The organism is Microbacterium sp. NPDC064942, from assembly GCF_049545525.1.
GTDB lineage: Bacteria > Actinomycetota > Actinomycetes > Actinomycetales > Microbacteriaceae > Microbacterium > Microbacterium gawkjiense.
This window is the reverse complement of sequence record NZ_JBMWDR010000001.1, coordinates 317279-343659: the sequence shown is the minus strand read 5'-3', so window position 1 is coordinate 343659 and position 26381 is coordinate 317279. Positions and strand designations below refer to the sequence as shown.

The 26381-nt window shown below is 72.2% G+C and carries 24 protein-coding genes; 10 read left to right on the top strand and 14 right to left on the bottom strand.

Annotated elements, in window-relative coordinates; genetic code table 11:
* Window positions 1-26: 26 nt before the first annotated feature.
* Complete coding sequence (locus tag ACPEH2_RS01630) at window positions 27-395, bottom strand: hypothetical protein (protein WP_423718070.1); 369 nt, start codon at window positions 393-395, stop codon at window positions 27-29.
* A complete protein-coding gene (truB, locus tag ACPEH2_RS01625; protein WP_423718069.1) occupies window positions 392-1285 on the bottom strand; it encodes a tRNA pseudouridine(55) synthase TruB in 894 nt (297 codons plus the stop codon). The genes ACPEH2_RS01630 and truB overlap by 4 nt, the downstream gene beginning before the upstream one ends.
* A 23-nt stretch (window positions 1286-1308) precedes the next feature.
* Between truB and ACPEH2_RS01620 the strand changes: the two genes are divergently transcribed.
* Entirely contained in the window at window positions 1309-2175 is an 867-nt protein-coding gene (locus ACPEH2_RS01620) for an A/G-specific adenine glycosylase (RefSeq protein ID WP_423718068.1), read from the top strand.
* A 9-nt stretch (window positions 2176-2184) separates the two neighbouring features.
* Here ACPEH2_RS01620 and rbfA read toward each other — a convergent pair whose 3' ends face one another.
* From rbfA to nusA, 4 genes are all read right to left on the bottom strand, one after another.
* The gene (rbfA, locus tag ACPEH2_RS01615; protein WP_253036074.1) at window positions 2185-2619 is read right to left on the bottom strand and encodes a 30S ribosome-binding factor RbfA; all 435 of its coding nucleotides are present in this window, start codon (window positions 2617-2619) and stop codon (window positions 2185-2187) included.
* 142 nt (window positions 2620-2761) lie between these two features.
* Window positions 2762-5476, bottom strand: coding sequence for a translation initiation factor IF-2 (gene infB, locus ACPEH2_RS01610; RefSeq protein ID WP_197471562.1), 2715 nt, complete (start codon window positions 5474-5476; stop codon window positions 2762-2764).
* A 92-nt stretch (window positions 5477-5568) separates the two neighbouring features.
* Window positions 5569-5835: a YlxR family protein gene (locus ACPEH2_RS01605; protein ID WP_217531200.1), complete on the bottom strand. Its 267-nt coding sequence runs from the start codon at window positions 5833-5835 to the stop codon at window positions 5569-5571.
* 9 nt (window positions 5836-5844) lie between these two features.
* Window positions 5845-6834 (bottom strand): transcription termination factor NusA, encoded by a 990-nt coding sequence (gene nusA, locus ACPEH2_RS01600; protein WP_217531199.1) that lies wholly within the window; start codon window positions 6832-6834, stop codon window positions 5845-5847.
* Between the two features lie 120 nt (window positions 6835-6954).
* On the opposite strand from nusA, the gene ACPEH2_RS01595 reads away from it, so the two are divergent.
* Entirely contained in the window at window positions 6955-7755 is an 801-nt protein-coding gene (locus tag ACPEH2_RS01595; RefSeq protein ID WP_253035990.1) for a DUF1206 domain-containing protein, read from the top strand.
* Here ACPEH2_RS01595 and ACPEH2_RS01590 read toward each other — a convergent pair whose 3' ends face one another.
* Both ACPEH2_RS01590 and ACPEH2_RS01585 read right to left on the bottom strand, forming a co-directional pair.
* Complete coding sequence (locus ACPEH2_RS01590; protein WP_423718067.1) at window positions 7756-8835, bottom strand: TIGR00730 family Rossman fold protein; 1080 nt, start codon at window positions 8833-8835, stop codon at window positions 7756-7758.
* Between the two features lie 61 nt (window positions 8836-8896).
* A complete protein-coding gene (locus tag ACPEH2_RS01585; protein ID WP_423718066.1) occupies window positions 8897-10690 on the bottom strand; it encodes a proline--tRNA ligase in 1794 nt (597 codons plus the stop codon).
* A 62-nt stretch (window positions 10691-10752) separates the two neighbouring features.
* On the opposite strand from ACPEH2_RS01585, the gene pcp reads away from it, so the two are divergent.
* The gene (gene pcp, locus ACPEH2_RS01580) at window positions 10753-11388 is read left to right on the top strand and encodes a pyroglutamyl-peptidase I (protein ID WP_423718065.1); all 636 of its coding nucleotides are present in this window, start codon (window positions 10753-10755) and stop codon (window positions 11386-11388) included.
* Here the strand turns inward: pcp and ACPEH2_RS01575 are convergent.
* Window positions 11381-12394 (bottom strand): hypothetical protein, encoded by a 1014-nt coding sequence (locus tag ACPEH2_RS01575; protein ID WP_423718064.1) that lies wholly within the window; start codon window positions 12392-12394, stop codon window positions 11381-11383. The two genes, pcp and ACPEH2_RS01575, sit on opposite strands and share 8 nt — an antisense overlap.
* A 39-nt stretch (window positions 12395-12433) precedes the next feature.
* Window positions 12434-13261, bottom strand: a complete 828-nt coding sequence (locus ACPEH2_RS01570; RefSeq protein WP_423718063.1) for a cation-transporting ATPase — start codon at window positions 13259-13261, stop codon at window positions 12434-12436.
* A gap of 84 nt (window positions 13262-13345) precedes the next feature.
* Between ACPEH2_RS01570 and ACPEH2_RS01565 the strand changes: the two genes are divergently transcribed.
* From ACPEH2_RS01565 to ACPEH2_RS01555, 3 genes are read left to right on the top strand one after another with little or no spacing between them, the layout of a single operon-like run.
* A complete protein-coding gene (locus ACPEH2_RS01565) occupies window positions 13346-14779 on the top strand; it encodes an RNB domain-containing ribonuclease (RefSeq protein ID WP_217531193.1) in 1434 nt (477 codons plus the stop codon).
* A 46-nt stretch (window positions 14780-14825) separates the two neighbouring features.
* Window positions 14826-15485: a GntR family transcriptional regulator gene (locus ACPEH2_RS01560; protein ID WP_423718062.1), complete on the top strand. Its 660-nt coding sequence runs from the start codon at window positions 14826-14828 to the stop codon at window positions 15483-15485.
* On the top strand, window positions 15482-16501 hold the full coding sequence (locus tag ACPEH2_RS01555) for a 1-aminocyclopropane-1-carboxylate deaminase (RefSeq protein ID WP_423718061.1): 1020 nt from the start codon (window positions 15482-15484) through the stop codon (window positions 16499-16501). The genes ACPEH2_RS01560 and ACPEH2_RS01555 overlap by 4 nt, the downstream gene beginning before the upstream one ends.
* Before the next feature lie 42 nt (window positions 16502-16543).
* Here ACPEH2_RS01555 and ispG read toward each other — a convergent pair whose 3' ends face one another.
* On the bottom strand, window positions 16544-17674 hold the full coding sequence (ispG, locus tag ACPEH2_RS01550; protein WP_359918295.1) for a flavodoxin-dependent (E)-4-hydroxy-3-methylbut-2-enyl-diphosphate synthase: 1131 nt from the start codon (window positions 17672-17674) through the stop codon (window positions 16544-16546).
* A gap of 238 nt (window positions 17675-17912) precedes the next feature.
* Here ispG and ACPEH2_RS01545 point away from each other — a divergent pair, with 238 nt between their 5' ends.
* On the top strand, window positions 17913-19814 hold the full coding sequence (locus ACPEH2_RS01545) for a chorismate-binding protein (protein WP_359917955.1): 1902 nt from the start codon (window positions 17913-17915) through the stop codon (window positions 19812-19814).
* Window positions 19815-19822: 8 nt separating this feature from the next.
* On the opposite strand, the gene ACPEH2_RS01540 is transcribed toward ACPEH2_RS01545, so the two are convergent.
* Window positions 19823-21136, bottom strand: a complete 1314-nt coding sequence (locus tag ACPEH2_RS01540) for a M50 family metallopeptidase (protein ID WP_359917957.1) — start codon at window positions 21134-21136, stop codon at window positions 19823-19825.
* A gap of 86 nt (window positions 21137-21222) precedes the next feature.
* Here ACPEH2_RS01540 and ACPEH2_RS01535 point away from each other — a divergent pair, with 86 nt between their 5' ends.
* The 3 genes from ACPEH2_RS01535 to ACPEH2_RS01525 all read left to right on the top strand — a co-directional run bounded on the left by ACPEH2_RS01535 (window position 21223) and on the right by ACPEH2_RS01525 (window position 24184).
* Window positions 21223-21801: a hypothetical protein gene (locus ACPEH2_RS01535; RefSeq protein ID WP_423718060.1), complete on the top strand. Its 579-nt coding sequence runs from the start codon at window positions 21223-21225 to the stop codon at window positions 21799-21801.
* Window positions 21802-21891: 90 nt separating this feature from the next.
* Window positions 21892-22569 (top strand): DUF1775 domain-containing protein, encoded by a 678-nt coding sequence (locus ACPEH2_RS01530; RefSeq protein ID WP_359917960.1) that lies wholly within the window; start codon window positions 21892-21894, stop codon window positions 22567-22569.
* A gap of 40 nt (window positions 22570-22609) precedes the next feature.
* Window positions 22610-24184 carry a Mur ligase family protein gene (locus ACPEH2_RS01525; protein ID WP_359917961.1) on the top strand — a complete coding sequence of 525 codons (1575 nt, stop codon included), beginning with the start codon at window positions 22610-22612 and terminating at the stop codon, window positions 24182-24184.
* Between the two features lie 31 nt (window positions 24185-24215).
* Here ACPEH2_RS01525 and dxr read toward each other — a convergent pair whose 3' ends face one another.
* Both dxr and ACPEH2_RS01515 read right to left on the bottom strand, forming a co-directional pair.
* Window positions 24216-25298 (bottom strand): 1-deoxy-D-xylulose-5-phosphate reductoisomerase, encoded by a 1083-nt coding sequence (dxr, locus tag ACPEH2_RS01520; protein ID WP_359917963.1) that lies wholly within the window; start codon window positions 25296-25298, stop codon window positions 24216-24218.
* Between the two features lie 42 nt (window positions 25299-25340).
* Window positions 25341-26300 (bottom strand): FKBP-type peptidyl-prolyl cis-trans isomerase, encoded by a 960-nt coding sequence (locus ACPEH2_RS01515; protein WP_359917965.1) that lies wholly within the window; start codon window positions 26298-26300, stop codon window positions 25341-25343.
* Window positions 26301-26381: the final 81 nt, after the last annotated feature.

The following is a 26381-nucleotide window of genomic DNA, read 5'->3' as shown; positions in this document are numbered from 1 at the left end:
CCGCCGCGGACGCGGCCCGGCCGGGGTCAGGCGACCTGCACCGTCCAGATGACGTTCATGCGCCAGATCATGATGGCGATCGCGAACGCGGCGACCCCCATGACGACCGTGCTCCAGCGACCGCGTTCGATGAGCGCCCAGGCGACCGCGGCCGGCGGGATGAGGACCGCCGAGACCAGGTAGACCCAGAACTCCAGCAGGTCCCCCGTCGGCGGGTTGCCGACGAGCGGGGCGATGATCGCGATCACGACCTGCACGATGAGCAGCAGAAGGACGAGCGCCTGCGTACCCACGGAGAGATCGCTCGGGCGACGGCCGGCGAGACCCAGCACGGTGCACAGCAGACCCGCCGCGCACGCGACGGCGATCTGGACGACGGTGAACCACGCGATCACGGCTGCTCCTCGGGCATGTTCATGAGGCTCTTGACGTCGTCGCCGCGACGGCCGACGATCCCGACGAGCGCACCGTCGGGCGCGATCGCGGCGGGTGTGTCGGTCGGCAGGCGGTCCGCCGCCCCGACCAGACGCTTGCCGTGACGGAGGTCGCGCGCCTCGTCGGCGGTGACCGCGAAGGTGCCGAGAAGGGATGCCGCGACACCCGCGGCATCCTGCAGCGGGATGTCTTCGGTCAGCTCGGTGACGGCGTCGGCAACGTCGAACGGACCGATCCGCGTGCGCCGGAGCGCTGTGAGGTGCCCGCCCACGCCGAGGTCCGCGCCGAGGTCGCGGGCGAGGGCCCGGATGTACGTGCCGCTCGAGCAGTCCACGACCACGTCGACGTCGACCACGTCGCCGTCCCGACGGATGCCGCGCACCTCGAACCGGCTGATCACGACGTCCCTCGCCTTCAGCTCGACCTGCTCTCCGGCGCGCGCGAGGTCGTATGCGCGGCGCCCGCCGACCTTGATCGCCGAGACGGTACTGGGCACCTGCGAGATCGGTCCGGACAGGGCGCGGATGCCGCGGTGGATCGCGTCGTCGGCCACACCACCGGCATCCACTCTGGCGGTCTCGACACCGTCGGCGTCGTCGGAGTCCGTCGTGACACCCAGGCGGATGGTGGCCTCGTAGGTCTTGTCGAGTCCGACGACGTAGGTGAGCAGCCGCGTGGCGTGACCGACGCCCAGGACGAGCAGCCCGGTCGCCATCGGGTCGAGGGTGCCGGCGTGGCCGATCTTGCGGGTGTTCAGGGCGCGGCGCGTCCGCGCCACGATGTCGTGGCTCGTCACGCCGCCCGGCTTGTCGACGAGGAGGATCCCACCGCTCCCCTGGCTCTGCTGCATGGCTTCCAGCCTAGGCTGGAGCGGTGCCCGACCTCGCCTCGCCGCTCATCGCGTGGTACCGCGAGAACGCCCGCGACCTGCCCTGGCGGCGCGACGGCTTCGGCGCGTGGGGCACGCTCGTCAGCGAGTTCATGCTGCAGCAGACGCCCGTGTCGCGGGTCGTCCCGCGGCTCGAGGAGTGGCTCGCGCGCTGGCCCACCCCCGCCGACCTCGCGGCCGCTCCCCCGTCCGACGCGGTGCGGCTGTGGGCGAACCTCGGCTACCCCCGCCGGGCGCTGTGGCTGCACCGCGCGGCGACGCAGATCCGGGACCGGCACGACGGCGTCGTCCCCCGCGACGTGGACGCCCTGCTCGCCCTCACCGGGATCGGCGACTACACGGCCCGCGCGGTGGCAGTGTTCGCGTACGGGGACCGGCATCCGGTCGTCGACACCAACACCCGTCGCGTCCTGGCGCGCGCCGTCGACGGCCGGTCGCAGCCCGGACCGCCCGCGAAGGCGGACCTCGCGGCGATGGCGGCGATCCTCCCCGCGGACGACGAGGACGCCGCGGTCGTGAACGCCGCCGCGATGGAGCTGGGCGCGATCGTCTGCACGGCGCGTGCGCCGCGGTGCGAGGCGTGCCCGCTCACGGCCGTCTGCGCCTGGCGGGCGGCGGGATACCCCGACACCGGCGACGACCGGCGCAAGCAGGCGCGCTACGAGGGCAGCGACCGTCAGGCCCGCGGAGCGATCCTGAAGGCGCTGCGGGACGCCGAAGGCCACCCCGTCCCTGCGGACGAGGTGGCCTCGGAGTGGCCCGATGCCGCTCAGCGCGACCGGGCCGTCGACTCGTTGATCGCCGACGGGCTGGTGGAGGTCACGGACGGTGCCCTGCACCTGCCTCGCTGACCGGACCGCTCAGTCCTCGTCGTCGCTCTCGCGCGGCTTGACGTACGGGTCCGCCTCGCCGGCGTAGGTTCCGCCGGCGGCGGTGGCCGCCACGGCCGCGTCGCGCTCACGCGCCTCGCGCAGCAGGTCCTCGATGTGGCCGGCGTTCTCGGGCAGCCCGTCGAGGATGAACTCCAGCGACGGCGTGAGGCGCGTGCCGAGCTGTCGCCCGACCTCGCTGCGCAGCATCCCCGTCGCGGCCTTCAGCGCCGCAGCCGTGCCCTCGCGGGCCTCGTCGTCGCCGTAGACCGTGTAGAAGACCGACGCGTGCTGCAGGTCGCCCGTGACGCGCACGTCGGTGATCGTGACGAATCCGAGCCGCGGGTCGCGTAGCCCCTTCTCGAGGCGCTCCGCGATGAGCACGCGGATGCGGTCCGCCAACCGTGCCTGCCGTTCCCCGGCCATAGTCCTTCTCCTCTTGTTCTCCCCCGGCCGCGATCGGCTGACGGAGGAATTGCGGAGGACTCGGATGTCCGTCCGAGGCAATCGGGGTAGGGGCCCCGCTCTTGCCGAGGACGGACATCCGAGTCCGTAGCAACACCGTGGATCAGCCGCGCGGCTTCTCCACCATTTCGGTCGTCTCGATCTCGTCGCCGACCTGGATGTCGTTGTACTTGCCGAGGCCGATACCGGCTTCGAAGTCCGTACGCACCTCGGTGACGTCGTCCTTGAAGCGGCGCAGCGACTCGATGGCCAGGCCGTCGGCGATCACGACGCCGTCGCGGATGACGCGCGCCTTGGCGTTGCGCGTGATCGTGCCCGAGCGGACGATGACACCGGCGATGTTGCCGAACTTCGACGAGCGGAACACCTCGCGGATCTCGGCGACACCCGACTGCACCTCTTCGAACTCCGGCTTGAGCATGCCCTTGAGGGACTGCTCGACGTCGTCGATCGCGTTGTAGATGACCGAGTAGAACCGGACGTCGACACCTTCACGGGCGGCGCGCTCGCGGGCCTTCGTGTCGGGACGGACGTTGAAGCCGATGACGATCGCGTTGTCGATCGTCGCCAGGTTGATGTCCGACTCGGTGATCGCACCGACACCGCGGTGGATGATGCGCAGCTGGACGCTGTCGTCGACCTCGATCTTGAGCAGCGACTCCTCGAGCGCCTCGACGGCACCGGAGACGTCACCCTTGATGATGAGGTTGAGCGACTCGACCTTGCCCTCTTCGAGAGCGCGGGTGAAGTCCTCGAGCGAGATGCGCTTGCGGGCCTTGGCCAGCTGCGCGTTGCGCTCGACCGCTTCACGCTTCTCGGCGATCTGGCGGGCCATGCGGTCCTCTTCGGTCACGATGAAGACGTCACCGGCGCGGGGCACGGAGTTCAGACCCTGCACCTGGACCGGACGCGACGGGTAGGCCTCGTCGACCGCATCGCCGTTCTCGTCGATCATGGCGCGGACGCGGCCGTACGCGGTGCCCGCGACGATCGCGTCGCCGACACGGAGCGTTCCGGACTGGATCAGCACCGTGGCGACCGAACCGCGACCCTTGTCGAGCTTCGCTTCGATCGCGACACCGCGCGCCGCCTTGTTCGGGTTGGCCGTGAGGTCCAGGCCCGCGTCGGCGGTGAGGAGGACGGCATCCAGCAGTGCCTGGATGTTCGTGCCCTGACGAGCCGACACGTCGACGAACATGACGTCGCCGCCGTACTCCTCGGCCACGAGGCCGTACTCGGTGAGCTGCTGACGGACCTTCGCCGGGTTGGCGTCGGGCTTGTCGACCTTGTTGACCGCGACCACGATCGGCACGTTCGCCGCCTGGGCGTGGTTCAGCGCCTCGACCGTCTGCGGCATGATGCCGTCGTCGGCCGCGACCACGAGGATCGCGAGGTCGGTCACCTGCGCACCGCGGGCACGCATGGCGGTGAACGCCTCGTGACCCGGGGTGTCGATGAAGGTGATCGCGCGCTCGATGCCCTCGTGCTCGGTCCAGACCTGGTACGCACCGATGTGCTGCGTGATGCCGCCGGCCTCGCCTGCGACCACGTTGGTCTGGCGGATGGCGTCGAGCAGTCGGGTCTTACCGTGGTCGACGTGGCCCATGACGGTGACCACGGGAGGACGGATCTCGAGGTCGTCCTCGTTCTCCGCCTCCAGCTCGGCCTCGAGGTCGAGACCGAAGCCCTCGAGGAGCTCTTTGTCCTCGTCCTCGGGCGAGACCATCTGGATCTTGTAGCCGAGCTCCTCGCCGAGGATCTCGAACGTCGCCTCGTCCAGCGACTCGGTGGCCGTGGCCATCTCGCCGAGGTTGAAGAGGATCGTCACCAGGGTGCCGGGCTGGACGGTGTATCCGCGCAGCGCTTCGAGCTTGTCGGCGAAGTCCGCGATGGACGCGCCGCGGCGGAGCCGGATGACCTCGCCGTTGCCCTTCTGGACGTTGACGCCGCCGACGACGGGCGCCGACCGCATCTCGAATTCCTGCCGCTTCGCCCGACGCGACTTGCGCTGCTTCGACTTGCCGCCGCCCTTACCGAAGGCACCGGCGGTACCGCCGCCGGGTCCACGACCACGACCGCCGCCGCCGCCGGGACGACCGGCGAAACCACCGGCCGGGGCGCCCGGACGCGGAGCGCCGAAGCCGCCGCCGCCGGGGCGACCGGGACCACCCGGACGCTGCTGGAACGGTGCACCCGGACGACCGCCGCCACCGGGACGACCGGCGCCGCCGGGACGCGGGGCACCCGGACGCGGGGAACCGGGACGCGGCGCCTGCGGGCGCGGGATGTTGCCGGGCGTCGGACGCTGGCCCATGCCCTGCGCCGAGGCGAAGGGGTTGTTGCCGGGGCGGGGGCCGGCGGGACGCTGACCCATGCCCTGCGAGCTGGCGAAGGGGTTGTTGCCGGGGCGCGGAGCGCCGCCGGGACGCGGGGCCTGCGACGCGGGCTTCGCGGGAGCGGGGGCGCCCGGCTTGGGCGCACCGCCCTCGGGTGCCGACGGTGCGGGCTTCTCAGCGGCCGGCTGAGCGGGGGCCGCAGGCGCGGCGGGCTCGGGGGCCGGGGCGGGCTTGGGTGCCGACGGGCGGGGACCGGGGGTCGCACCGGATGTCGGGGCCTTCGCCGCGGGCTTCGCGGGCGCGGCGGCAGGTGCCTTCACGCCTTCCGCCTCGAGGGCGGCGCGGAGCTTGCGAGCCACGGGGGGCTCGATGGTGGATGAGGGGCTCTTGACGAATTCGCCGAGCTCCTTCAGCTTCGCGAGGGCGACCTTACTGTCGACGCCGAGCTCGGAAGCGATCTCGTGCACGCGTGGTTTTGCCACAATTCTCCTGTCTGGGGCCCGCCCCGGACAGGGCGGACCGTCATTCGCGGACGGGTCTCATTTCGAGCCGTTCACTTTGTGTCCATAGCCGTTCAGCCGTTTCGCTGGAGGGATTCTCTGGTGGTCCGCGCATCCAGTCCCGCTGTGTCCAGCGGAGTGGATGCCCGTAGTGCGCGTCCGAATGCCCGCCGCTTGAGAGCGGTCGTCACGCAGGTGTCCGTGTCATGCACCCACGCGCCCCGACCCGGCAGGACGGCCTTCTCGTCGATGACGAGGGCACCGTCCCGGGCCACGATGCGGAGCAACGAGGACCGGGGGGCACGCGCGCGGCATCCCACGCACGTTCGAACAGGTTCCATCCTACCGCGTCAGGACTCGTCGAGAATGCTGTCGGGCTGGATGTCGATCTTCGCGCCGGTCAATTTCGCGGCGAGCCGGGCGTTCTGGCCTTCCTTCCCGATCGCCAGCGACAGCTGGTAGTCGGGGACGAGGGCACGCACGGCCTTCGTGGCCTGGTCGAGCACGAAGCTCGAGGTGACCTTCGCCGGCGAGAGGGCGTTCGCGACGAACTTCGGCAGGGTCTCGTCGTAGTCGACGATGTCGATCTTCTCGCCGCCGAGCTCCTCGGTGACCGCGCGCACGCGGCGGCCCAGTTCGCCGATGCAGGCGCCCTTCGCGTTGACGGCGGGGTCGTTCGCCTTGACGGCGATCTTGGTGCGGTGGCCGGCCTCACGGGCGAGCGAGACGATCTCGACGACACCCGACGCGATCTCGGGCACCTCGAGGGCGAAGAGCTTGCGGACGAGACCCGGGTGCGTCCGCGAGACGGTGATCTGCGGCCCCTTGAGGCCCTTCGAGACCGAGGTCACGTAAACGCGCAGGCGGGAGCCGTGGGCGTAGTCCTCGCCGGGGACCTGCTCCTCGGGAGGGAGGATCGCCTCGATCGTGCCGAGGTCGACGTGCACCATGCGCGGGTTCGGGCCCTGCTGGACCACGCCCGCGACGATGTCGCCCTCCTTGCCCTTGAACTCGCCGAGCACCGCGTCGTCGGCGATGTCGCGCAGACGCTGGCTGATGACCTGCTTGGCGGCGAAGGCGGCGATCCGGCCGAAGTCGTCCGGCGTGGACTCCTCCTCGCCGATGACGGCGCCCTCCTCGTCGCGCAGCGGGATGTACACGGCGACGTGACCGGTCTTGCGGTCGAGCCGGGCGCGCGCGCCCTCGGGGAGTTCACCGTCGGGGGACGTGTGCTTCGCGTAAGCGGTCAGGATGGCCTGCTCGATGATCCGGACCAGTTCCTCGAACGGGATCTCCCGCTCGCGCTCGACAGTCCTCAGCAGCCCCAGGTCGATGTCCACAGGTGCCTCCCTTTTCAGTTGCTCAACACGGCGCCGCGATCACGCCCGGCATCCCGGTGCGTCGCGGCATCCCGTCAACGTTACCCGATCGGATCGCGGGTGACCTGAGAAGATCGACGGATGACCGATGCCGTGGAGGATGTCGCACAGACCGTGCGCCGCTCGCCCGTCGCGCGCATCCTGGCCCGCGGCGGGTACGCCGCCAACGGCGTCGTGCACCTCGTCTTCGGCGTCGTCGTCATCGTCATCTCGTTCGGCGGCCGAGGTGAATCGGACCAGGCCGGGGTCTTCAAGGCCCTGTTGGACGCGCCGCTCGGGCTCGTGCTCGTCTGGATCCTCGGCCTCCTCCTGACCGGGCTCGGACTGTTCCAGGCCCTGCGCGCCTGCCTCGTGAAGGGGAAGGATGCCGCGGCGTGGGGCAGGCGCGGCTCGGCGGCCGGGCAGTCTGTCGTCTACCTCGCCCTCGGCGCCATCGCCGTCGCCATCGCGCTGGGGGCGCGCCCCGACGGCGACCGCACCGCGCAGCAGATCACGCGCGGTCTCCTGGACACCCCCGGCGGGGTCTTCGTCGTCGCTGCGGCCGGCGTCGGCCTCGTGATCGGAGCGCTCGTCTTCGCGTCGATCGGTGTCCGCCGATCCTTCGACAAGCAGGTCCGCATCCCGGACGGCGCGCTGGGCGTCGCTGTGACCGTGTCGGGGATCCTCGGCTACATCGGCAAGGGGGTGTCGGTGCTCATCGTCGGCATCCTCCTCATCGTCGCGGCGGTGAAGCAGGACTCCGCGGCCGCCGGCGGCTTCGACGCCGCCATCGAGGCCCTCCTCTCGCAGATGATCGGTCCCGTCCTCGTCTTCCTCGTGGGGCTCGGCCTCGTCGTCTACGCGATCTTCAGCTTCCTCCGCACCCGCTACGCGAAGCTCTGATCAGCCGACGGCGTGGGGCTCGGTCGGCGGCGTCGCCGGGGGCGCCGAGGGGAGCGCGTTGATCGCGCGGATGAGGCGGTGCAGCTCGCCGATACGGCGCCGGTCGAAGTCCAGGAGCAGGCGGGGCATCTCCAGCCGATCGTCGTCCTGACGCTCGCGGCGCAGGGGTGCGGTGCGCTGGATGCGGCCCCCGGTGAGCAGGTGCGAGAAACGGTCGCTGAGGTCTGCGACCTCGGCATCCGTCGGCTCCGCGCACAACCGCAGCACGAGGCGGGAACCGATCCACCGCAGCGAGTCGTAGTTGCGCCAGAACCCGGTGATCTCGGCCTCCGCCGCCGCGACCGAATCGGTCACGAGGACACGGTCGAGGTCGCCGGGCGAGATCACCCCCGACGGGATGAGATGGTCGGACGCGAACCGCTCGAGTCCCTGCCAGAACGTCCCCCCGGGTGCGTCGAGCAGCACGATCGGCGTCGGCTCGGCCTTGCCGGTCTGCTGCAGGGTGAGCAGCTCGAACAGCTCGTCGAGCGTGCCGAAACCCCCCGGGACGCAGACGAACCCGCGCGACTCCTTGACGAGCATGAGCTTGCGCGTGAAGAAGTACTTCATCGCGACGACGCGGTCCGCCTCGGCGATCACGGCGTTCGGCTTCTCCTCGAACGGCAGCCGGATCGACACCCCGAGCGAGTGCTCGGGACCCGCGCCCTCCGCCGCGGCCTGCATGATGCCGGGACCGGCGCCGGTCACGATCATCCAGCCGCGCTGCGCGAGCGCGCCGGCGATCTCGGCGGCCGCGCGATACAGCGGGTCGTTCGCCCGGGTGCGCGCCGAGCCGAAGATCGTCACCTTCGGCGTCCCGCGGTAGGGCGCGAACAGCCCGAACGCGGAGCGCATCTCCGACAGCGCCGCCGACGCGATCTTCAGGTCGAGCCGGTCGGTGTCGTCGACCCCCATCCCGAGTCCCGTCACGAGGATGCGGGCCACGAGATCGGCGTCGTCGGTCACCCCGGCGTCGGTCAGGAGGGCACGGACGGCGTCGGTGACGTCACCGTCGAGGGAAGAGGTGGGACTCGGCGACATCTCCCCAGGCTGTCACGATCCGGCATCCGTCGGGTGAACGGATGAGAACGGATGCCGCAGCTCAGGCGGTGAGCGCCGCGATCGCGTCGGCGGCGGCCAGGGTCGACCGCTCGCCCGAGCGGCGATCCCACAGCTCGACCTGGCCGTCGGCGGCGCCGCGTCCGACGATGAGGATCCACGGCACGCCGACCAGCTCGGCGTCGCCGAACTTCACGCCCGGCGAGACCTTCGGCCGGTCGTCGAGCAGCACGTCGCGGCCCGCGGCCTCGAGGTCGGCGGCGAGCTTCTCGGCGAGCTCGAACGCCACCGCGTCGCGACCGGTCGCGACGACGTGCACGTCGAACGGCGCGATCGACTCGGGCCAGATGAGGCCGCGGTCGTCGTTGTTGAGCTCCGCGAGGATCGCGAGGATGCGGGTCACGCCGATGCCGTACGAGCCCATCGTCACCGTCACGAGCTTGCCGTTCTCGTCGAGGACCTTGAGCCCCAGCGTCTCGGCGAAGAAGCGTCCCAGCTGGAAGACGTGCCCGATCTCCATGCCGCGCGCGAGCTCGACCGGCCCCGAACCGTCGGGGGCGGGGTCGCCGGCCCGGACGTCCGAGATGTCGATGACGCCGTCGGGCGTGAAGTCGCGGCCCGCGACGACGGAGTGGGCGTGCTTCTCGTGCTCGTTCGCGCCGGTGACCCAGGCGGTGCCCTCGACGACGCGGGGGTCGACGAGGTAGCGGATGCCGGTGGACGACTGCTCGCCGAGGACCGGACCGTTCGGCGACCAGGGTCCGATGTACCCCTTCACGAGGCCGGGGTGCTTCGCGAAGTCGGCCTCGGTCGCCGCTTCGACGGCGGCGGGTGCGAAGGCGACCTCCGCCCGCTTGTCGTCCACGTCGCGGTCGCCGGGCAGGCCGACGATCACGAGTTCGCGCGTGCCGTCGAGGTGCGTGAGGGCGAGGACGACGTTCTTCAGCGTGTGGGCCGCCGTCCAGGTGTCAGCGCCGTCCGTCGCGGGACCGGCGATGCCGGGCGCCGGGGCGTCGAGGTGGGCGTTGGCGTGCGCGACGAGCGTGTCGATCGTCGGGGTGTCCGGGGAGTCGAAGACGACCGGGGCGCCGTCGGGCAGCGGAAGGGCGTCGGGCACGACCGTCGTGAAGGCCTCGACGTTGGCCGCGTAGCCGCCCGCGGACCGGACGAAGGTGTCCTCGCCGACGGCGATCGGGTGCAGGAACTCCTCGCTGCGCGCACCGCCCATCAGTCCGTTGTCGGCGGCGACGATGACGTACTCCAGGCCGAGGCGCGTGAAGATCCGCTCGTACGCGTCGCGCTGCGACTGGTACGAGACGTCCTGCCCTTCGTCGGTGTAGTCGAACGAGTAGGCGTCCTTCATCGTGAACTCACGGCCGCGCAGCAGGCCCGCGCGGGGACGCGCCTCATCCCGGTACTTGTCCTGGATCTGGAAGATCGTCAGCGGCAGATCCTTGTACGAGGAGTACAGGTCCTTCACGAGGAGCGTGAACATCTCCTCGTGCGTGGGAGCGAGCAGGTAATCGGCGCCCTTGCGGTCCTGCAGGCGGAAGATCCCGTCGCCGTAGGAGGTCCAGCGTCCGGACTGCTCGTACGGCTCGCGCGGCAGCAGCGCGGGGAAGTGGACCTCGAAGGCCCCCGCGTTCGCCATCTCCTCGCGGATGATCTGCTCGAGCTTCGCCTTCACCCGCAGGCCGAGCGGCAGCCAGGTGAAGACGCCGGGGGCGGCGCGGCGGATGTAGCCGGCGCGCACCAACAGGCGGTGACTCGTGACCTCGGCGTCGGCCGGGTCTTCGCGGAGCGTGCGGAGGAAGTATGTCGAGAGACGGGTGACCACGAGGGTCAAGTCTAGGTGCGCGGGCCGGGACGCCGTGGCGGCGGGGCGCTTAGCCTGAAGGGATGCGCACCGTCCTCCTGACCGGATTCGAACCGTTCGCCGGCGACGCGGTGAACCCGTCGGAGGATGCCGTCCGCGCACTCGCCGCGCGCTGGCGCGGACCCGAGCGCCTCATCACCGAGGTGCTGCCCGTCGCCTTCGACGGTGCGACGGCACGTCTGGCCGCGCTCCTCGAGGAGCATCGACCGGATGTCGTGGTCGCCACGGGTCTGGCCGGCGGTCGTGCGGCCGTGACCCCCGAACGCGTGGCCGTGAACCTGGCCGACGCCCGCATCCCCGACAACGCGGGCCACCGCCCCCAGGACGCCCCCGTCGTCGACGGCGGACCCGCGGCGTACTTCGCGACACTCCCCGTCAAGGCGATCGGTGCGGCGCTCGGGAACCGCGGCATCCCGTCCACCGTCTCGCACACGGCCGGCACGTTCGTCTGCAACGCGGTGATGTACGCCGCCCTGCACGCCACGGACGGTGCCCCGGTGCGCGCGGGATTCGTCCACCTCCCGTGGGCGGACGGCACCGGGCCCGGCGACGCGCCGTCGCTGCCCTTCGACCGCCTCGTCGACGCGCTCGAGGTCGCGGTCCGGGTGTCGCTCGACGCCGGCGACGACGCCGGCGGGGTCGGCGGCGAGGTCAGCTGAGGGCGAGGAGCTTCTGCGCCACCGTCCGGAGATCCTCCGGGCTGACGGCTCGCTCGGGATCCCCGAACCGGCCTTCGACCAGGATCAGGTCGACACTCCCGCGGACGAGGAGCCGGACGCGGTTGTCCTCCTGAACCTCGGTGGCGTCGGCGCCGTCGACGGACGCAGCCGTGCCGCCGAGCCGGTCGCTCACCTCGTCCCACTTCTCCGCTCCACCCGGGACGATGACGACCTGCAGCTCTCGGGAGTCGGTCAACTCGGACCAGTCGCAGGCCCGCACGAGCTCCGCCGCCTCGACGGTCCGCCGGTCGAACGGGACGTCGCCCTCCATGATCGGCTCCGGGAACACCTCCTCGGCGCGCAGCACGGCGGACGGGTCGATGGCGTCGCCGAGCTCGGTGCACGACGGGGGCAGGGCCGCCGGCTCGGCGAGCGGCGCCCGGTCGGCGGCGCGCACCGCGTCGAGCGCGGCGTCGCGCAGTCGCGTCACGAGATCGGTCTGCGCCTGCGTCTGCTCCACGGTGAGGAACGACACGGCGACGGTCATCCCGTCCGCGGCACCCGTCCCGATGCATTCGACGGCATCGTAGGACGGGGCGCATTCGGCCTCCGCCGCGGCGGCCAGCGACCCGGCTCGGTCGGCGGGCAGCGCAACGATCGTGCCCGACAGCTGGGAGGAGTCGAACCCGCACACGAGCCCGCCCGCCACCTCCGCCGCCGTCGACCACAGGCCGTCGGGTTCGACCGCGTCCGCGGGGTCCGTCACCTCGCTGAGCGACGGGTCGGCGAGCAGGTCATCGCACGTCGCCGAGATGCCCTGCGCTGCGGCATCCGTCTCCTCCGGCGAGGGCGACGGTCCGGCGGACGGCGCGGACGGTGACGCCGAAGACGGGGACGGGGATGCCTCGACGGCACCCGCACATCCGGCCAGCAGCAGGACGGCGGCCGCAGCCGCCAGGCTCGTTCCGGTGATCCGACGACGTGTACCGCTCCCCCGAGTGCTCATGAGGCGACCTTAAGAGAGCGCACCCACGCGCGCGAGGATTCAGCGGCCGAAGATGTCGTCGAGTCCCGGCAGCCCCAAGCCGCCGAGGTTCTCCCCGAAGCCCGAGACCTGCTCCCCGAGGCCGGAGACCTGCTCACCCGCATCGGAGAGCGCCTCTCCCGCCATGCCGTCGAGGTCGACGCCTGCGGCGAGCGCATCGAAGTCGACACCCATGCCGACAGCCTGTGCCAGCAGGGGCCCCGCCACCGAGGTGACGACGGCGCCTGCGGCGACCGCGCCGAGGATGCCGACACCGGCGCCGATCGCCGCACCACCGGCGACGCGGGCCGCGCCACCGCCCGTCCCGGCCCGCGCCAGGAGACCCTTGAGCAGGCCCGGGCGCGTCGCCTCGCCCCGTGCCGCCGCGCGGGCGAGGTCATCCGGTGACGCCGATCGCGGGCGCTCGTGGGCGGGCAGCTCCGCGGCCATCCGCGCCTGCACGTGCGCGCGCTGCTCCGGAGTGAGACGGGCGAACGCCTCACGGTGGATCTGCTCGATCTGGTGGGGGTCCGCCGTCTGCAGCAGGTAGTCGTACCGCGCGACCGCCTGGCGATCGGCCGCCGACAGAGGGCTGTGCGAGGCGGATGCCGGCGCTCCTGCCGCCGGCGGAGTCAGACCCACCGGGGTGCCCGCCGAACGCACGTCGGGATTGTGCGCGGGCGACGGCGGAGCGCCGCGCCCGTCGCCCGTGAGCGCGTCCGCGGCGGAGCGGACCATGCCGCGCCAGTCCCCCGCTGACGAACCCTGCCGGGACGACGAGGCGGACGACGACGAGGACGAGTCGAGGGCTTTGGCGGCCAGGCCGATCAGTCGCGAGAGCTTGCTCATGCCGCTCACGGTATGCGTTGACGTTATGGGCGCCCTGGACGCAACCGAGGAACACGCTGAGGCAGCCCGGCCTACACTGACCGCGTGCCCTCCCGCCGCGCTCGCCTCGTCTCCCCCGTCCAGTCGGAACTGAGTGCCGCACTCGGCGCACTGCGCGAGCGGTTCGATCTGCCGGGCGCCTTCCCCGCCGAGGTCCAGGCCGCGGCGGAGCGGGCGGCACGCGAGGTCCCGGTGTCGGCGTCCGCGGAGCTCGCCGACCTGCGCGGCATCCCGTTCCTCACGATCGACCCCGAGGGCTCGACCGACCTCGACCAGGCCGTCCACCTCGAGCGGACTCCGGACGGCGGCGGCATCCTGCACTACGCGATCGCCGACGTGCCCGCGTTCGTGCCGATGGGCGGCGCCGTCGACGCGGAGGCGCGGCGGCGCGGCCAGACCGTCTACGCGCCCGATGGCCGCATCCCGCTGCACCCGGCCGTCCTCAGCGAGGACGCGGCCTCGTTGCTACCGGATCGCGACCGGCGCGCCTTCGTCTGGCGTTTCGAGCTGGATGCCGGTGCCCGCCCGGCCGCCGTCACGCTCGCACGCGGGGTCATCCGGTCCCGCGCGCAGTGGTCGTACGTCGACGCGCAGGCGGCGCTGGGGCGCGGCGACGCCCCCGAGACGATCCAGCACCTCGTGTGGTTCGGCGACGAGCGCGCCCGGCGCGAGAGCGAGCGCGGCGGCGCCAGCCTGAACCTGCCCGAGATCCGGGTCGTGGCGACGCCGGAGGGGTACGACCTGCAGGCCGACGAGGGCGTGCCGCTCGAGGACGCGAACGCCCAGGTGTCGCTGTTGACCGGGATGGCCGCCGCGGAGATCATGCTCGCCGGCAAGGTGGGCATACTCCGGACGATGCCTCCGGCATCCGAGGAGGACGTCGCGGCGTTCCGCGCGCAGACCGTCGGGCTCGGCGTGCCGTGGCACCCGGACGTCCCCTACGGCGACTACCTCCGCGATCTGCCGCGGACCCCGGTCGGCCGCGCGATCCGCGAGCAGGCCGCGGGCCTCTTCCGCGGAGCGGGGTACACCGTCCTCGACGGCGAGGTACCGGACCTCGCGACGCAGGCGGCCATCGCCGCGCCCTACGCGCACACGACCGCGCCGCTGCGGCGCCTCGTCGATCGCTGGTCGCTGCTCGTGTGCCACGCGCTCGCGAACGGCGAGGAGGTGCCGGCCGAGGTGCGCGGGTCGCTGACGGAGCTGCCCGAGGCGATGGAACGATCCTCGCGCGTCGCGTCGCAGGTGGACGCCGCCGCGATCGAGCACGTCGCCGCGGCGGTCCTCCGCGGTCGCGAGGGCGAGGTCTTCGACGCCGTCGTGCTCCGTCGCCGCGAGAACGGCGGGCGGGTCGCCCTGACGGTCCCGCCCCTCGAGACGACGGTCGCGGGGGTCGACGCCGAGCCCGGCGCGACGATCCGGGTGCGCCTCGTCGCCGCCGACGTCGCCTCCGGAAAGGTCGATTTCGCGCCCGCCTGAGCGCGCCGATTTGCGTCCGGCCGCCGTCGGGTGTGCAATATATTGCATGCCGGTGCCCTCGACCTCCCTTCCCCCGCGCGGGCTGCTGCGCGACGAAGTCCGCGCGAGACTGCGCGACGCGATCGTCGACGGGACCCTCGCCCCCGGCGAGCAGCTGCGCGACGTCGAGCTTGCCACGTGGCTCGGGGTCTCCCGCACCCCCGTCCGTGAAGCGCTCCTCGACCTGGCCCGCTCCGGCCTCGTCCTCGCCCTCCCGGGCCGGTCGACCGTCGTCGCTCCCGTCGACGACGACGACGTCCGGGATGCCGCGGCGGTCGTCGCCGCGATGCACCGGGTCGCGGTCGTCGAGGCGACACCCCGGTTCACCGACGACGACATCGACCGGATGCGTCAGGCGAACGACGCGTTCGTCACCGCACACGACGCGGGTGACACGTCCGCCGCCCTCGCTGCCGACCACGCGTTCCACGCCGTCGCCGTCGACCGCGCCGACAACAAGGCCGTGCGCACCGTCCTCGCCCTCTACGGACCGGTCCTCGAACGTGCCGAGCGCCTGCGCTTCGCCTCGAACGACGCGACCGCCTCCGCCGCCCGCCATGCCGAGCTCATCCGCCACTGCGCGGCGCGCGACGCGCAGGCCGCGGCAGCCGTGGCCGAAGGCCTCTGGCTCGACCTGCTCACCGACACCACCCCGGAGACCCCGTGATCCTCGACCAGTTCCCGCGCCACCCGCTGACCTTCGGCCCGAGCCCTCTGCAGCACCTGAAGCGCCTCACCCAGCACCTCGGCGGAGCCGAGATCTGGGCCAAGCGCGAAGACGTCTCGAGCGGACTCGCGTTCGGCGGCAACAAGACCCGCAAGCTCGAGTACATCGTCCCCGACGTCCTGGCCAGCGGCGCCGACACGATCGTCTCGATCGGCGGGTACCAGTCCAACCACACGCGTCAGGTGGCCGCGGTCGCCGCGCACCTGGGTCTGAAGGCTCGGCTCGTCCAGGAGAAGTGGGTCCCGTGGGACGAGCCCGTCAACGACAAGGTCGGCAACATCCTGCTCTCGCGCATGATGGGCGCGGACTCCCGCCTCGACGATGCCGGGTTCGACATCGGCATCCGTGACTCCTGGAAGCAGGCGCTGCAGGAGGTGGAGGATGCCGGTGGCACCCCCTACCCCATCCCCGCCGGAGCCTCCGAGCACCGCCTCGGCGGCCTCGGCTTCGCGAACTGGGCCTTCGAGGTGGCCGAGCAGGAGAAGCAGCTGGGCGTCTTCTTCGACACGATCATCGTCTGCACGGTGACCGGCTCGACGCACGCCGGCATGATCGCGGGCTTCGCCGCCCTCGAGGAGCTGACCGGGGTGACCCGACGGGTCATCGGCATCGACGCCTCCGCGACGCTGCAGAGGACGCGCGACCAGGTCGCCAGGATCGCACGCCACACCGCGGAACTCATCGAAGTCGGCCGCGACCTGCGCGACGACGAGATCCAGGTGCTCGAGGGGTGGGCCGGCGACCTCTACGGCATCCCGGTGGATTCCACGATGGCGGCGATGGCGCTCGGCGCGCAGCTCGAGGCGATGATCACCGACCCCGTCTACGAGGGCAAGTCGCTCGCCGGTCTCATCGACCTCGTGAAGAGCGGCGACATCCCGAAGGACTCGACCGTCCTCTATGCGCACCTGGGCGGGCAGCCGGCGATCAACGCCTACCACTCCCTCTGGAGCTGACGAAAACAGCGGATGCCGGGACCGCCCGGCATCCGCGGCGCGTCAGGAGGTGCCGACCTGCGCCGTTCCGAGGGGCGCATCCGGCCCCATCTCGTCGGCGAGGCGGTTGGCCTCCTCGATGAGGGTGGCGACGATGTCCTCTTCGGGGACGGTCTTGATGACCTCGCCCTTGACGAAGATCTGCCCCTTGCCGTTGCCCGACGCGACGCCGAGGTCGGCCTCGCGGGCCTCGCCCGGACCGTTCACGACGCAGCCCATGACCGCGACGCGGAGCGGAACCGTCATGTCCTTGAGGCCCTCGGTGACGTTGTCGGCGAGGGTGTAGACGTCGACCTGCGCGCGGCCGCACGACGGGCAGGACACGATCTCGAGCTTGCGCTCGCGGAGGTTCAGCGATTGGAGGATCTGGTGGCCGACCTTGACCTCTTCGGCGGGCGGCGCCGACAGCGAGACACGGATCGTGTCGCCGATGCCCTCGCCGAGCAGGATGCCGAACGCGGTCGCGCTCTTGATCGTGCCCTGGAAGGCGGGGCCCGCCTCGGTGACGCCGAGGTGGAGCGGCCAGTCGCCCCGTTCGGCGAGCTGACGGTAGGCCTTCACCATGACGACGGGGTCGTTGTGCTTGACCGAGATCTTGAAGTCGTGGAAGTCGTGCTCCTCGAAGAGGGATGCCTCCCACACGGCGCTCTCGACGAGGGCCTCGGGCGTCGCCTTGCCGTACTTCTCGAGCAGGCGCCGGTCGAGGGACCCGGCGTTGACGCCGATGCGCAGCGACACCCCGGCGGCCTGGGCCGCCTTGGCGATCGCGCCGACCTGGTCGTCGAACTTGCGGATGTTGCCGGGGTTCACGCGCACGGCCGCGCAGCCGGCGTCGATCGCCTGGAACACGTACTTCGGCTGGAAGTGGATGTCGGCGATCACCGGGATCTGGCTCTTCGCGGCGATGATGTGGAGGACGTCCGCGTCATCCTGCGACGGCACGGCCACACGCACGATCTCGCACCCGGAGGCGGTGAGCTCGGCGATCTGCTGCAGCGTCGCGTTGATGTTGGTGGTCGGCGTCGTCGTCATCGACTGAACGCTGACAGGGGCATCGCCACCGACGAGAACCTTGCCGACCTTGATCTGACGGCTCTTGCGACGAGGCGCGAGGACCTCCGGCACGCGGGGCATCCCGATGTTCACTGCTGGCACGGCTCCAGCCTAAGCCGCGGGGGGCGCTCGGGCACGGCACCTGACCGAGAGGATGCCGCGAGGGTCGCCTGTGGTAGGTTCGGCCCCATGTTCGCGAACCGCACGTGGTGGCGCTCCGCCTGAGGCGGACGCCACGTGCATCCCGACGACCGCCTGAGCTGACAGCCCGGCGGTCGTTTCTCGTTTACCGGCGACCGCCCCGAACGGAAGATCCCCCATGACCGGCACCGCCCCGATCATTCTCGCCGACCTCGCCGCGCGCGGCGTCCCCTTCGCCCTCCTCGCCCGCGACGGCGCCACCGTCGAGGTGCTCACCGGCGAGGTGGTCGACGTCGAGCTGCTCGCCGACATCCCCCTCACGGATGCCGCGGGCTCCGCGCGCGAGGTGCTCGCGCTCGTCCCGTTCCGTCAGGTCGTCGAGCGCGGCTTCGCGTGCCACGACGACGGCGCTCCGCTGCGCTGCCTCGTCGTCGGCGAACGGCACTCCCTGCCCCTATCGGACGCGCTCGCCCAGCTGCCGACCGAGCCCGTCGCCCTCGAGGACGCGGGCTTCGACATCGACGACGAGGCGTACGCCGACATCGTCCGCCGGGTCATCGCCGACGAGATCGGCCGCGGCGAGGGGGCGAACTTCGTCATCCGCCGCGACTACGTCGCGCAGGTCGGGGGCGACCCGCTGACGGCGGGTCTGACGTGGTTCCGCGCGCTGCTCGAGCACGAGCGCGGCGCCTACTGGACGTTCCTGGTGTCGACTCCCGACCACCTCGCCGTCGGCGCGAGCCCCGAGGCGCATGTCAGCGCCCAGGGCGGCGTCGTGACGATGAACCCCATCTCGGGGACCTTCCGCCACCCGGCGGGCGGCGCGACGGCCGAGACCCTGACCGAGTTCCTCTCCTCGACGAAGGAGACCGAGGAGCTCTTCATGGTCGTCGACGAGGAGCTCAAGATGATGTCGGCGGTCTGCAGCGACGGCGGCCGCATCACGGGCCCGCATCTCAAGGAGATGTCGCGGCTGACGCACACCGAGTACATGCTGCGCGGGACGAGCACGATGGACCCGCGCGACATCCTGCGCGAGACCATGTTCGCGCCCACCGTGACCGGCTCGCCGATGCAGAACGCCTGCACCGTCATCGCCCGCCACGAACAGAGCCCGCGCGGGTACTACTCCGGCGTCGCGGCTCTGTTCACGCCGCGCGCCGACGGCGGACACGACCTCGACGCGCCGATCCTCATCCGCACCGCGTACGTCGTCGACGGCCGGCTGCGGGTCCCTGTGGGCGCGACCCTCGTGCGCCACTCCGACCCGTACGGGGAGGTGGGCGAGACCCACGGGAAGGCGGCCGGTGTGCTGGGGGCGATCGGCGCGATCCCGCGCGACGTCGTCGCCCGCACCGTCGACGAGGACGCGCCGGCCCCGGCCCCGCGGCCGCTCGCCGAGGATCCCGCCATCGCCGAGCTCCTCTCCTCGCGCAACGCCCGCCTGGCCGCCTTCTGGCTGAACCCCCAGGGCGAGCCGGGCCGCGGTCCGCTCGCCGGGCGACGCGCCCTCGTGGTGGACGCCGAGGACCGGTTCACGACGATGCTCGCCCACCAGCTGCGCCACCTCGGCTTCGACGTGACGATCGCGCACTGGTCCGAGGCCTCCCCCGCAGCGGTCGCCGCGGCGGACCTCGTGGTCTCAGGCCCGGGTCCGGGCGACCCGCGCGACGCCGACAGCGCCCGCATCGCCCGTCTCCGCGAGATCGTGGCGGAACGGGTGGATGCCGGTGCGCCGCTGCTCGCGGTGTGCCTGAGCCACCAGGTGCTCGCCGACCGCCTCGGACTCGAGCTGGCGCCGCTCGCGAGCCCGCACCAGGGCCTGCAGAAGACCGTCGACGTCTTCGGCACCCCGGCATCCATCGGCTTCTACAACACGTTCACGGCTCGCGTCTCCCCGGGAACGACCCGCGTGGGGGCGACCGAGGTGTCGGCCGATGCACGGACCGGCGACGTCTACGCGCTGCGCGGTCCCGCGTACGCGTCGGTGCAGGGCCACCTCGAGTCGATCCTCTCGCGCGACGGTCTCACCACCCTCGAGCGGCTCGTCACGCACGCGCTCAGCCCCGTCGAGGCCTGAGCCGCCCGTCAGCCCAGCAGCTGCACGGGGTTGACGATGTCGGCGAGGATCAGGGTGCCGCCCATGATGATCAGGCCGATCACGACGATGTAGGTGATCGGGACGAGCTTCGTCGCGTCCACCGGACGCGGTGCGCGGCGCCCGGTCATCCGCGCCCAGACGCGCTTGAGTCCATCCCACAGCGCGACGACGACGTGGCCGCCGTCGAGCGGGAGCAACGGCACGAGGTTGAACACGAACAGGGCGATGTTGAGCGAACCCAGCAGCGCGAGCATGCCCGAGACGCGGTTCAGGATCGGCGTCTCGGTCGCGGCGACCTCGCCCGCGAGTCGCCCGGCGCCGACGACGGAGAGGGGGCCGTTCGGGTCGCGACCGGCGCCGGTGATCGTGTCGACGGCGGTCTGGTAGACCCGGGCGGGGAGCTGCCAGATGATCCCCACGACCTGGCCGGTCTGCGCGAGGGCTGCCTGCGGCCCGTCCCAGATGGGCTGCGGCACGAACGCGACGGTCGCCGACATCCCCACGAAGCCGACCTCGGCCGTCGTCGTGCCGCCGTTCGCCGTCGCGATCTCGCGGGTCGCGAGCACCGGGGTCACCTCGAGCGTCTGCCGCGTGCCGCCGCGCTCGACGACGACCGGGATCTGCCGGTCCGGGGACTTCTGGATGATCGCCGACGCCTCGGCGAAGGTGTCGACCGGGGTGCCGTCCACCGAGACGAGGACGTCACCGGGACGGATGCCGGCGGCCGCCGCCGGGGAGGCCGGATCGTCCGCCGCGCACGAGGTCTGCGTGCTGCCGGCCGGGAGGACGCACTCGTTGACCGACGCGACGGTGGTCGTGGCCGTCTGCACGCCGATACCGGAGAACATGATCGCGAAGAGGATGATCGCGAGCACGAGGTTCATCGCGGGGCCGCCGAGCATGATGATGACGCGCTTGTAGACCGGCAGTTGGTAGAAGGCACGCCCGGCGCCGTCGCCCTGCAGCGTCTCGTCGTTGGCGGTGCGGGCGTCCTGGATGAGCGTCTCGAACAGGCGGCGGCGGCGCGGCCGCGCGTCGACGCCCTCGCCCGTGGTCACCGCCGAGGGCGGGTACATGCCCGCCATGGAGATGTAACCGCCGAGCGGCAGGAGCTTGAAGCCGTACTCGGTCTCGCCGACACGGCGCGAGAACACGGTCGGGCCGAAGCCGATCATGTACTGGCCCACGCGGACGCCGAACGCCTTGGCGGGGGCGAGGTGTCCGACCTCGTGGAGGGCGATCGACACGGCGAGCCCGACCACCAGCACGACGACGCCGATGATGAATGCGAGTACGGTCACGAGCCGACACGCTACCCCCGGACGCTATGAAGCGGCGATGACGTCGCCGCCGTCATCGCGGCTCGTCTCGGATCTAGGCTGGGAGGGTGATCCCCCGCCCCGTCGACTCGCGGCGCGTGCGCGTCGTGCGCGCGGGCGGGGCGGCGGCGGTCGCGACCCTGACCGCGGCGGCCGCCCACACCCTCGGCGGGGGTACCGCGCCCGGCCCCTGGCTCGTCGCGACGGTGTTGCTGCTCGCGTGGCCGATCGCTCTCGTGATCGTGGGGTCCCGTCCCTCCGCCGTCCGGACAGGGCTCGCCGTCGCCGCCGCGCAGGCGCTCCTCCACTCGGACTTCACGCTCGTCGGCGACGTCCAGCCGACGGCCGCCGCCACCGGCCATCACCACGCCGCCCTCGCGCTCGGGGCGGCCGCCGGGGGCACCGTGTCGGTCGACGGCGCCATGATCGCCGGCCACGCCCTCGCCGCGGTCGTCACCGCGGCGGCGGTCTGCCACGGCGAACGGATGCTGCGCGCCGTGGCACGCGGCATCCACTCCCTCCTGCGCCTCGTCGTCGCTCCGCCGACGGGCGGATGGCGCGCGCCGGCCCTTCCGCTCACGACACCGCGGGGCCTCCGCCCGCGCCTCGCCCTGGCCGATCTCTCCCGCCGCGAACCTCCCCGCTGAGCCGGCCGCCCACGGCGGCACGTTCCTCACCTTTCCGCGCGGGCCGGCCCTCGGGCGCGCCCCGCACATCTCTTCGGGAGACATCGACTCATGACCACGCGTTCCCCGCGCCGTTCGGCGCTCACCCTCACCGGCATCGCCCTCGGCGGCGCCCTCGTCCTCGCCGCCCCCCTGGCGGCATCCGCCCACGTCCACGTCCACGCCGACGGTGCCGCCGCCGGCGCCACGTCGCGCCTGGAATTCTCGTTCAGCCACGGCTGCGACGGCTCCCCCACGACGGCCCTCGTCTTCGACGTCCCCGAGGGGGTGGCCAACGTCACCCCCGTCGTCGACGGCGTGTGGAAGATCAGCCGCGTCCTCGGCGACGACGGCACGCCGACGCAGGTGACGTACACCGCGCTCACCCCGATCGAGGACGGCCTCGCCGCTTCGGCATCCTTCGACGCGCTCTTCTCCTCGGACGTCGGCGACACCGACATCGCGTTCCCCGTGACGCAGCGGTGCGAGGTCGGCGAGACGGCCTGGACGCAGGTGGCCGAGGACGGTCAGGACCCGGAGGAGCTCGAATCCCCCGCGCCGATCGTGGCCGTCGCTGCGGCGTCGGCCGCGGGCACCTCCGAGCACGGCGACGGCCACGGCCAGGCCGGGGCTGCTCCCGAGGCGGAGGCCGCGGCGAGCGCCCCGGTCGCGACCTGGCTCGGGGGCGGCGCTCTCGTGCTCGGTGCGGCGGCGCTCGTCGTCGCTCTGCTGAACCGACGTCGGGTCTGACCCGGGCCGGCCGGAGGGCGGGTGCGATGATGGAGGGACCATGCAGAACCCCTTCGCACCTCCCCCCGTCCTCCGGCCGTCGCACCCCCGTGCCGTGCCACTGCAGGACGTCGCCGCCCACCTCGGCGCGACGGCGTCGGGCGACCTCGCGGGGGTGTCCGTCCACGGTGTGACCCTCGCGACCGCCGATCTGCGCGCGGGCGAGTTGTTCGTCGCCGTCCGCGGCGCACATCGCCACGGGGCGGAGTTCGCGCCCGACGCGATCGCGAAGGGCGCCGTCGCCGTGGTGACGGATGCCGACGGTGCCGCGCTCCTGGCGGGCGTCAGCGTCCCGGTCCTCGTCGTCGACGACCCCCGGGCGCGCCTGGGCGGACTCTCCGCACTCGTCTACGGAACGGGAGCGGATGCCGACCTCCCGCCGCTCCTGGCCGTCACCGGGACGAACGGCAAGACGAGCGTCACCCACCTCATGGAGGGGATGCTGCACGGTCTCGGCGTCACGACGGGTCTGTCGTCGACGGCGGAGCGCCACATCGCGGGCGAAGTCATCCCCTCACGGCTGACGACCCCCGAGGCATCCGAGATGCACGCCCTGATCGCACTCATGCGCGAGAAGGACGTCCAGGCGATCCTGGTCGAGGTCAGCGCGCAGGCGCTCACCCGGCACCGCGTCGACGGTCTCGTCTTCGACGTCGCCGGGTTCACGAACCTGTCGCACGATCACCTCGACGACTACGCCGACATGACCGAGTACCTCATCGCCAAGGCGGCCCTGTTCACCCCCGAGCGCGCGCGCCGCGCGGTGGTCTGCGTGGACCAGCCGGCGGGACAGGCGATCGCCGAGCGTGCCGGCATCCCGGTGACGACGGTGCTGACCGCCGCCATCGCGGAGGACCCGACCGCGGCCGCCGACTGGCGCGTCGACCTCGTCGCCGAGATGCCCGAGGGCACGACCTTCACGCTGTCGGGCCCGGCGGGCTCGGTGACCACGACGGTGCCGGTGATCGGTCCGCACATGGCGTCCAACGCGGGCCTCGCGATCATCATGCTGCTCGAGGCGGGCTGGGAGTGGGACGCGCTGACCGCCCTCATCGGCGACCGCGCCATCGACGCGCGCCTGCCCGGCCGCATCCAGCGGATCTCGGGCGCCGGCGGCCCGGCGCTGTATCTCGACTTCGGCCACTCCCCCGACGCCTTCGCGAAGACCCTCGACGCGGTCCGTCGGGTCACCCCCGGGCGGGTCGTCATGGTGTGCGGGGCCAACGGCGACCGCGACACCACCAAGCGCGCCGACATGGGCGCCGTCGCGGCGCTCGGGAGCGACGTGCTCGTCGTGACCGACCAGCATCCCCGCTCGGAGGATCCCGCAGTCATCCGGCGTGCGCTCGTCGACGGGGCGCGCGCGGCGCGACCGGACGCCGTCATCCACGAGGTCACCCCGCCCGAGGAGGCCATCGCGACGGCGGTCTCGCTGGTCGGCGAAGGCGACGCCATCCTGTGGGCGGGACCGGGCCACCAGCACTACCGCGAGATCCACGGAGTCCGCACGCCGTTCGACGCCGAGGGCGCCGCGACGGACGCCCTGCGGCGCGCGGGATGGCCGGTTCCCGCCTGACGTTCGGGAAGGGTCGGGACTCGAGGGAGCCTCAGCCGGCGGCGATGAGCCGGTCCGCGGTGGTCCGCGCCCAGCGCTCGGCGTCAGCGAGGCTCTCGCGCGTCAGCTCCGCGGGCGGCTCATGCGCGTCGACGACGCGCGAGATCGTGTCGACGATGCCCAGGAACGGCAGCGCGCCGTCGTGGAACGCCTCGACGGCCTGCTCGTTGGCGGCGTTGAACACGGCGGGATAGGTGGACCCGGCGACACCGACCTGCTTCGCGAGCGAGACGCTCGGGAAGGCCGCCGCGTCGAGCGGCTCGAACGTCCACGTCGACGCCGTCGTCCAGTCGAGCGGAGCACCCACCCCCGCGACGCGGCGCGGGTGGTCGAGGGCGAGGGAGATCGGCAGCCGCATGTCGGGCGGCGACGCCTGCGCGATCGTCGACCCGTCGACGAACTCGACCATCGAGTGCACGATCGACTGCGGGTGGACCGTCACGTCGATGCGGTCGTAGGGGACGTCGAACAGCAGGTGCGCCTCGATGACCTCGAGGCCCTTGTTCACGAGGGTGGCCGAGTTCGTCGTGACGACGCGACCCATGTCCCAGGTGGGGTGCGCGAGCGCCTCACGGGGTGTCACCTCCCGCAGCTGCTCGCGGGTCCGCCCGCGGAAGGGGCCGCCGCTGGCGGTCAGGACGAGGCGGCGTACCTCGCCCGCCTCGCCCGAGCGCAGGCACTGCGCGATCGCGGAGTGCTCCGAGTCGACCGGGACGATCTGGCCGGGGGCCGCCCGCCGCGTGACGAGCTCGCCGCCGACGATGAGCGACTCCTTGTTGGCGAGCGCGAGCGCCGCGCCCGTCTCGAGGACCGCGAGCGTCGGCCCGAGCCCGACCGATCCGGTGATCCCGTTGACGACGACGTCGGCCTCGACGCTGCGGACGAGACGTTCGGCGTCGCCGGCCCCGAGCGCCGTGGCGGCCACGCCGAACTCCTCCGCCTGACGACGAAGGCCCTCGGCATCCCGCCCCGCCGCGAGACCGACGACCTCGAAGCGGTCGCGGTTCGCGCGGATGACGTCGAGCGCCTGCGTCCCGATCGAGCCCGTCGAACCGAGGATCAGGATGCGTCGCATGCGCTCACCCTACCCGCGGGAACCGGCTCGGCCGGGCCGCCGTCACTGCGCGGGAGCCGCCGCCGGTGTCTGCGCGCCGAGGATGTCGACGACGAAGACGATCGTCTCGCCCTTCAGGTCGGCCTCGTTGACCTTGCCCTCGCCGTAGCCTTCGGCGGGCGGGATCACGACGAGGACCTGCGACCCGACGGTCTGGCCCTCGAGCGCCTTCTGGAAGCCCTGGACGTAGTTCGTCGTCGGGTAGGCGATGGGCGATCCCTTGTCCCACGTGGAGTCGAAGGTCTCACCGTTCGACCACCGGACGCCGGTGTACTGGATGAGGGCGTAGTCGCCCTTCTGCACCGTGTAGCCGTCGCCCTTCTTGATGGTCGCGACCTCGCTCTGCGTCGGGGGCTCCTCGCCCTCGGGGATCGTGATCTTCGGCGCGCCGTTCTCGGCGAGCTCGACCTTCGGGAAGCCGGCGGGGGCGGCCTGCGGCTCACCCCAGGCCGCGGTGGGCACCGTACCGAGCAGGTCGAGGACGTAGACCTCGGCCTGCGCCGTGTCACTGGCGGGGAACGCGGCGACGACGCGCTTGCCGACGTTCCCGCATCCGAAGACCTGACCGAGGACCGTGTCGGGCGAGAGCTGCGAGGGCAGGAACTGGCCGGGTTCGTAACCGATCGTGGCGAGCTCCTTCCCGTCCTCGGCGCTGTACGCGGTCATCGCGTACGACACGAACTCGCCGGCCTTGACGGCGGGGCCGTCGCCCTCGTCGAGCACCGTCACCTGCAGTTCCTTCGGCTCGAGCGGCGTCGAGAAGGTCGCGGTGGAGGGCGAGCCGACGGCGCCGTCGACCTTGACGGAGTCGGATGCCTCGCCCGACTTCGCAGCAGCGTCGCAGAGATCTGCGGCCGCCGAGCCGGTGGGCGTCGGAGCGGCGGTGTCGGAGGAGCCGCATCCGGTCAGCAGAAGCGCGGTCACGGCGACGGCGGACAGGGCGGCGAAGGGACGAAGACGCACGGAGTAGACCTCACAGAGAAACGGGGAGTGCCTCCATCCTCCCCCACCTTCTTTTGTCCGGGGTGTGAGTCGGTGTTCCGA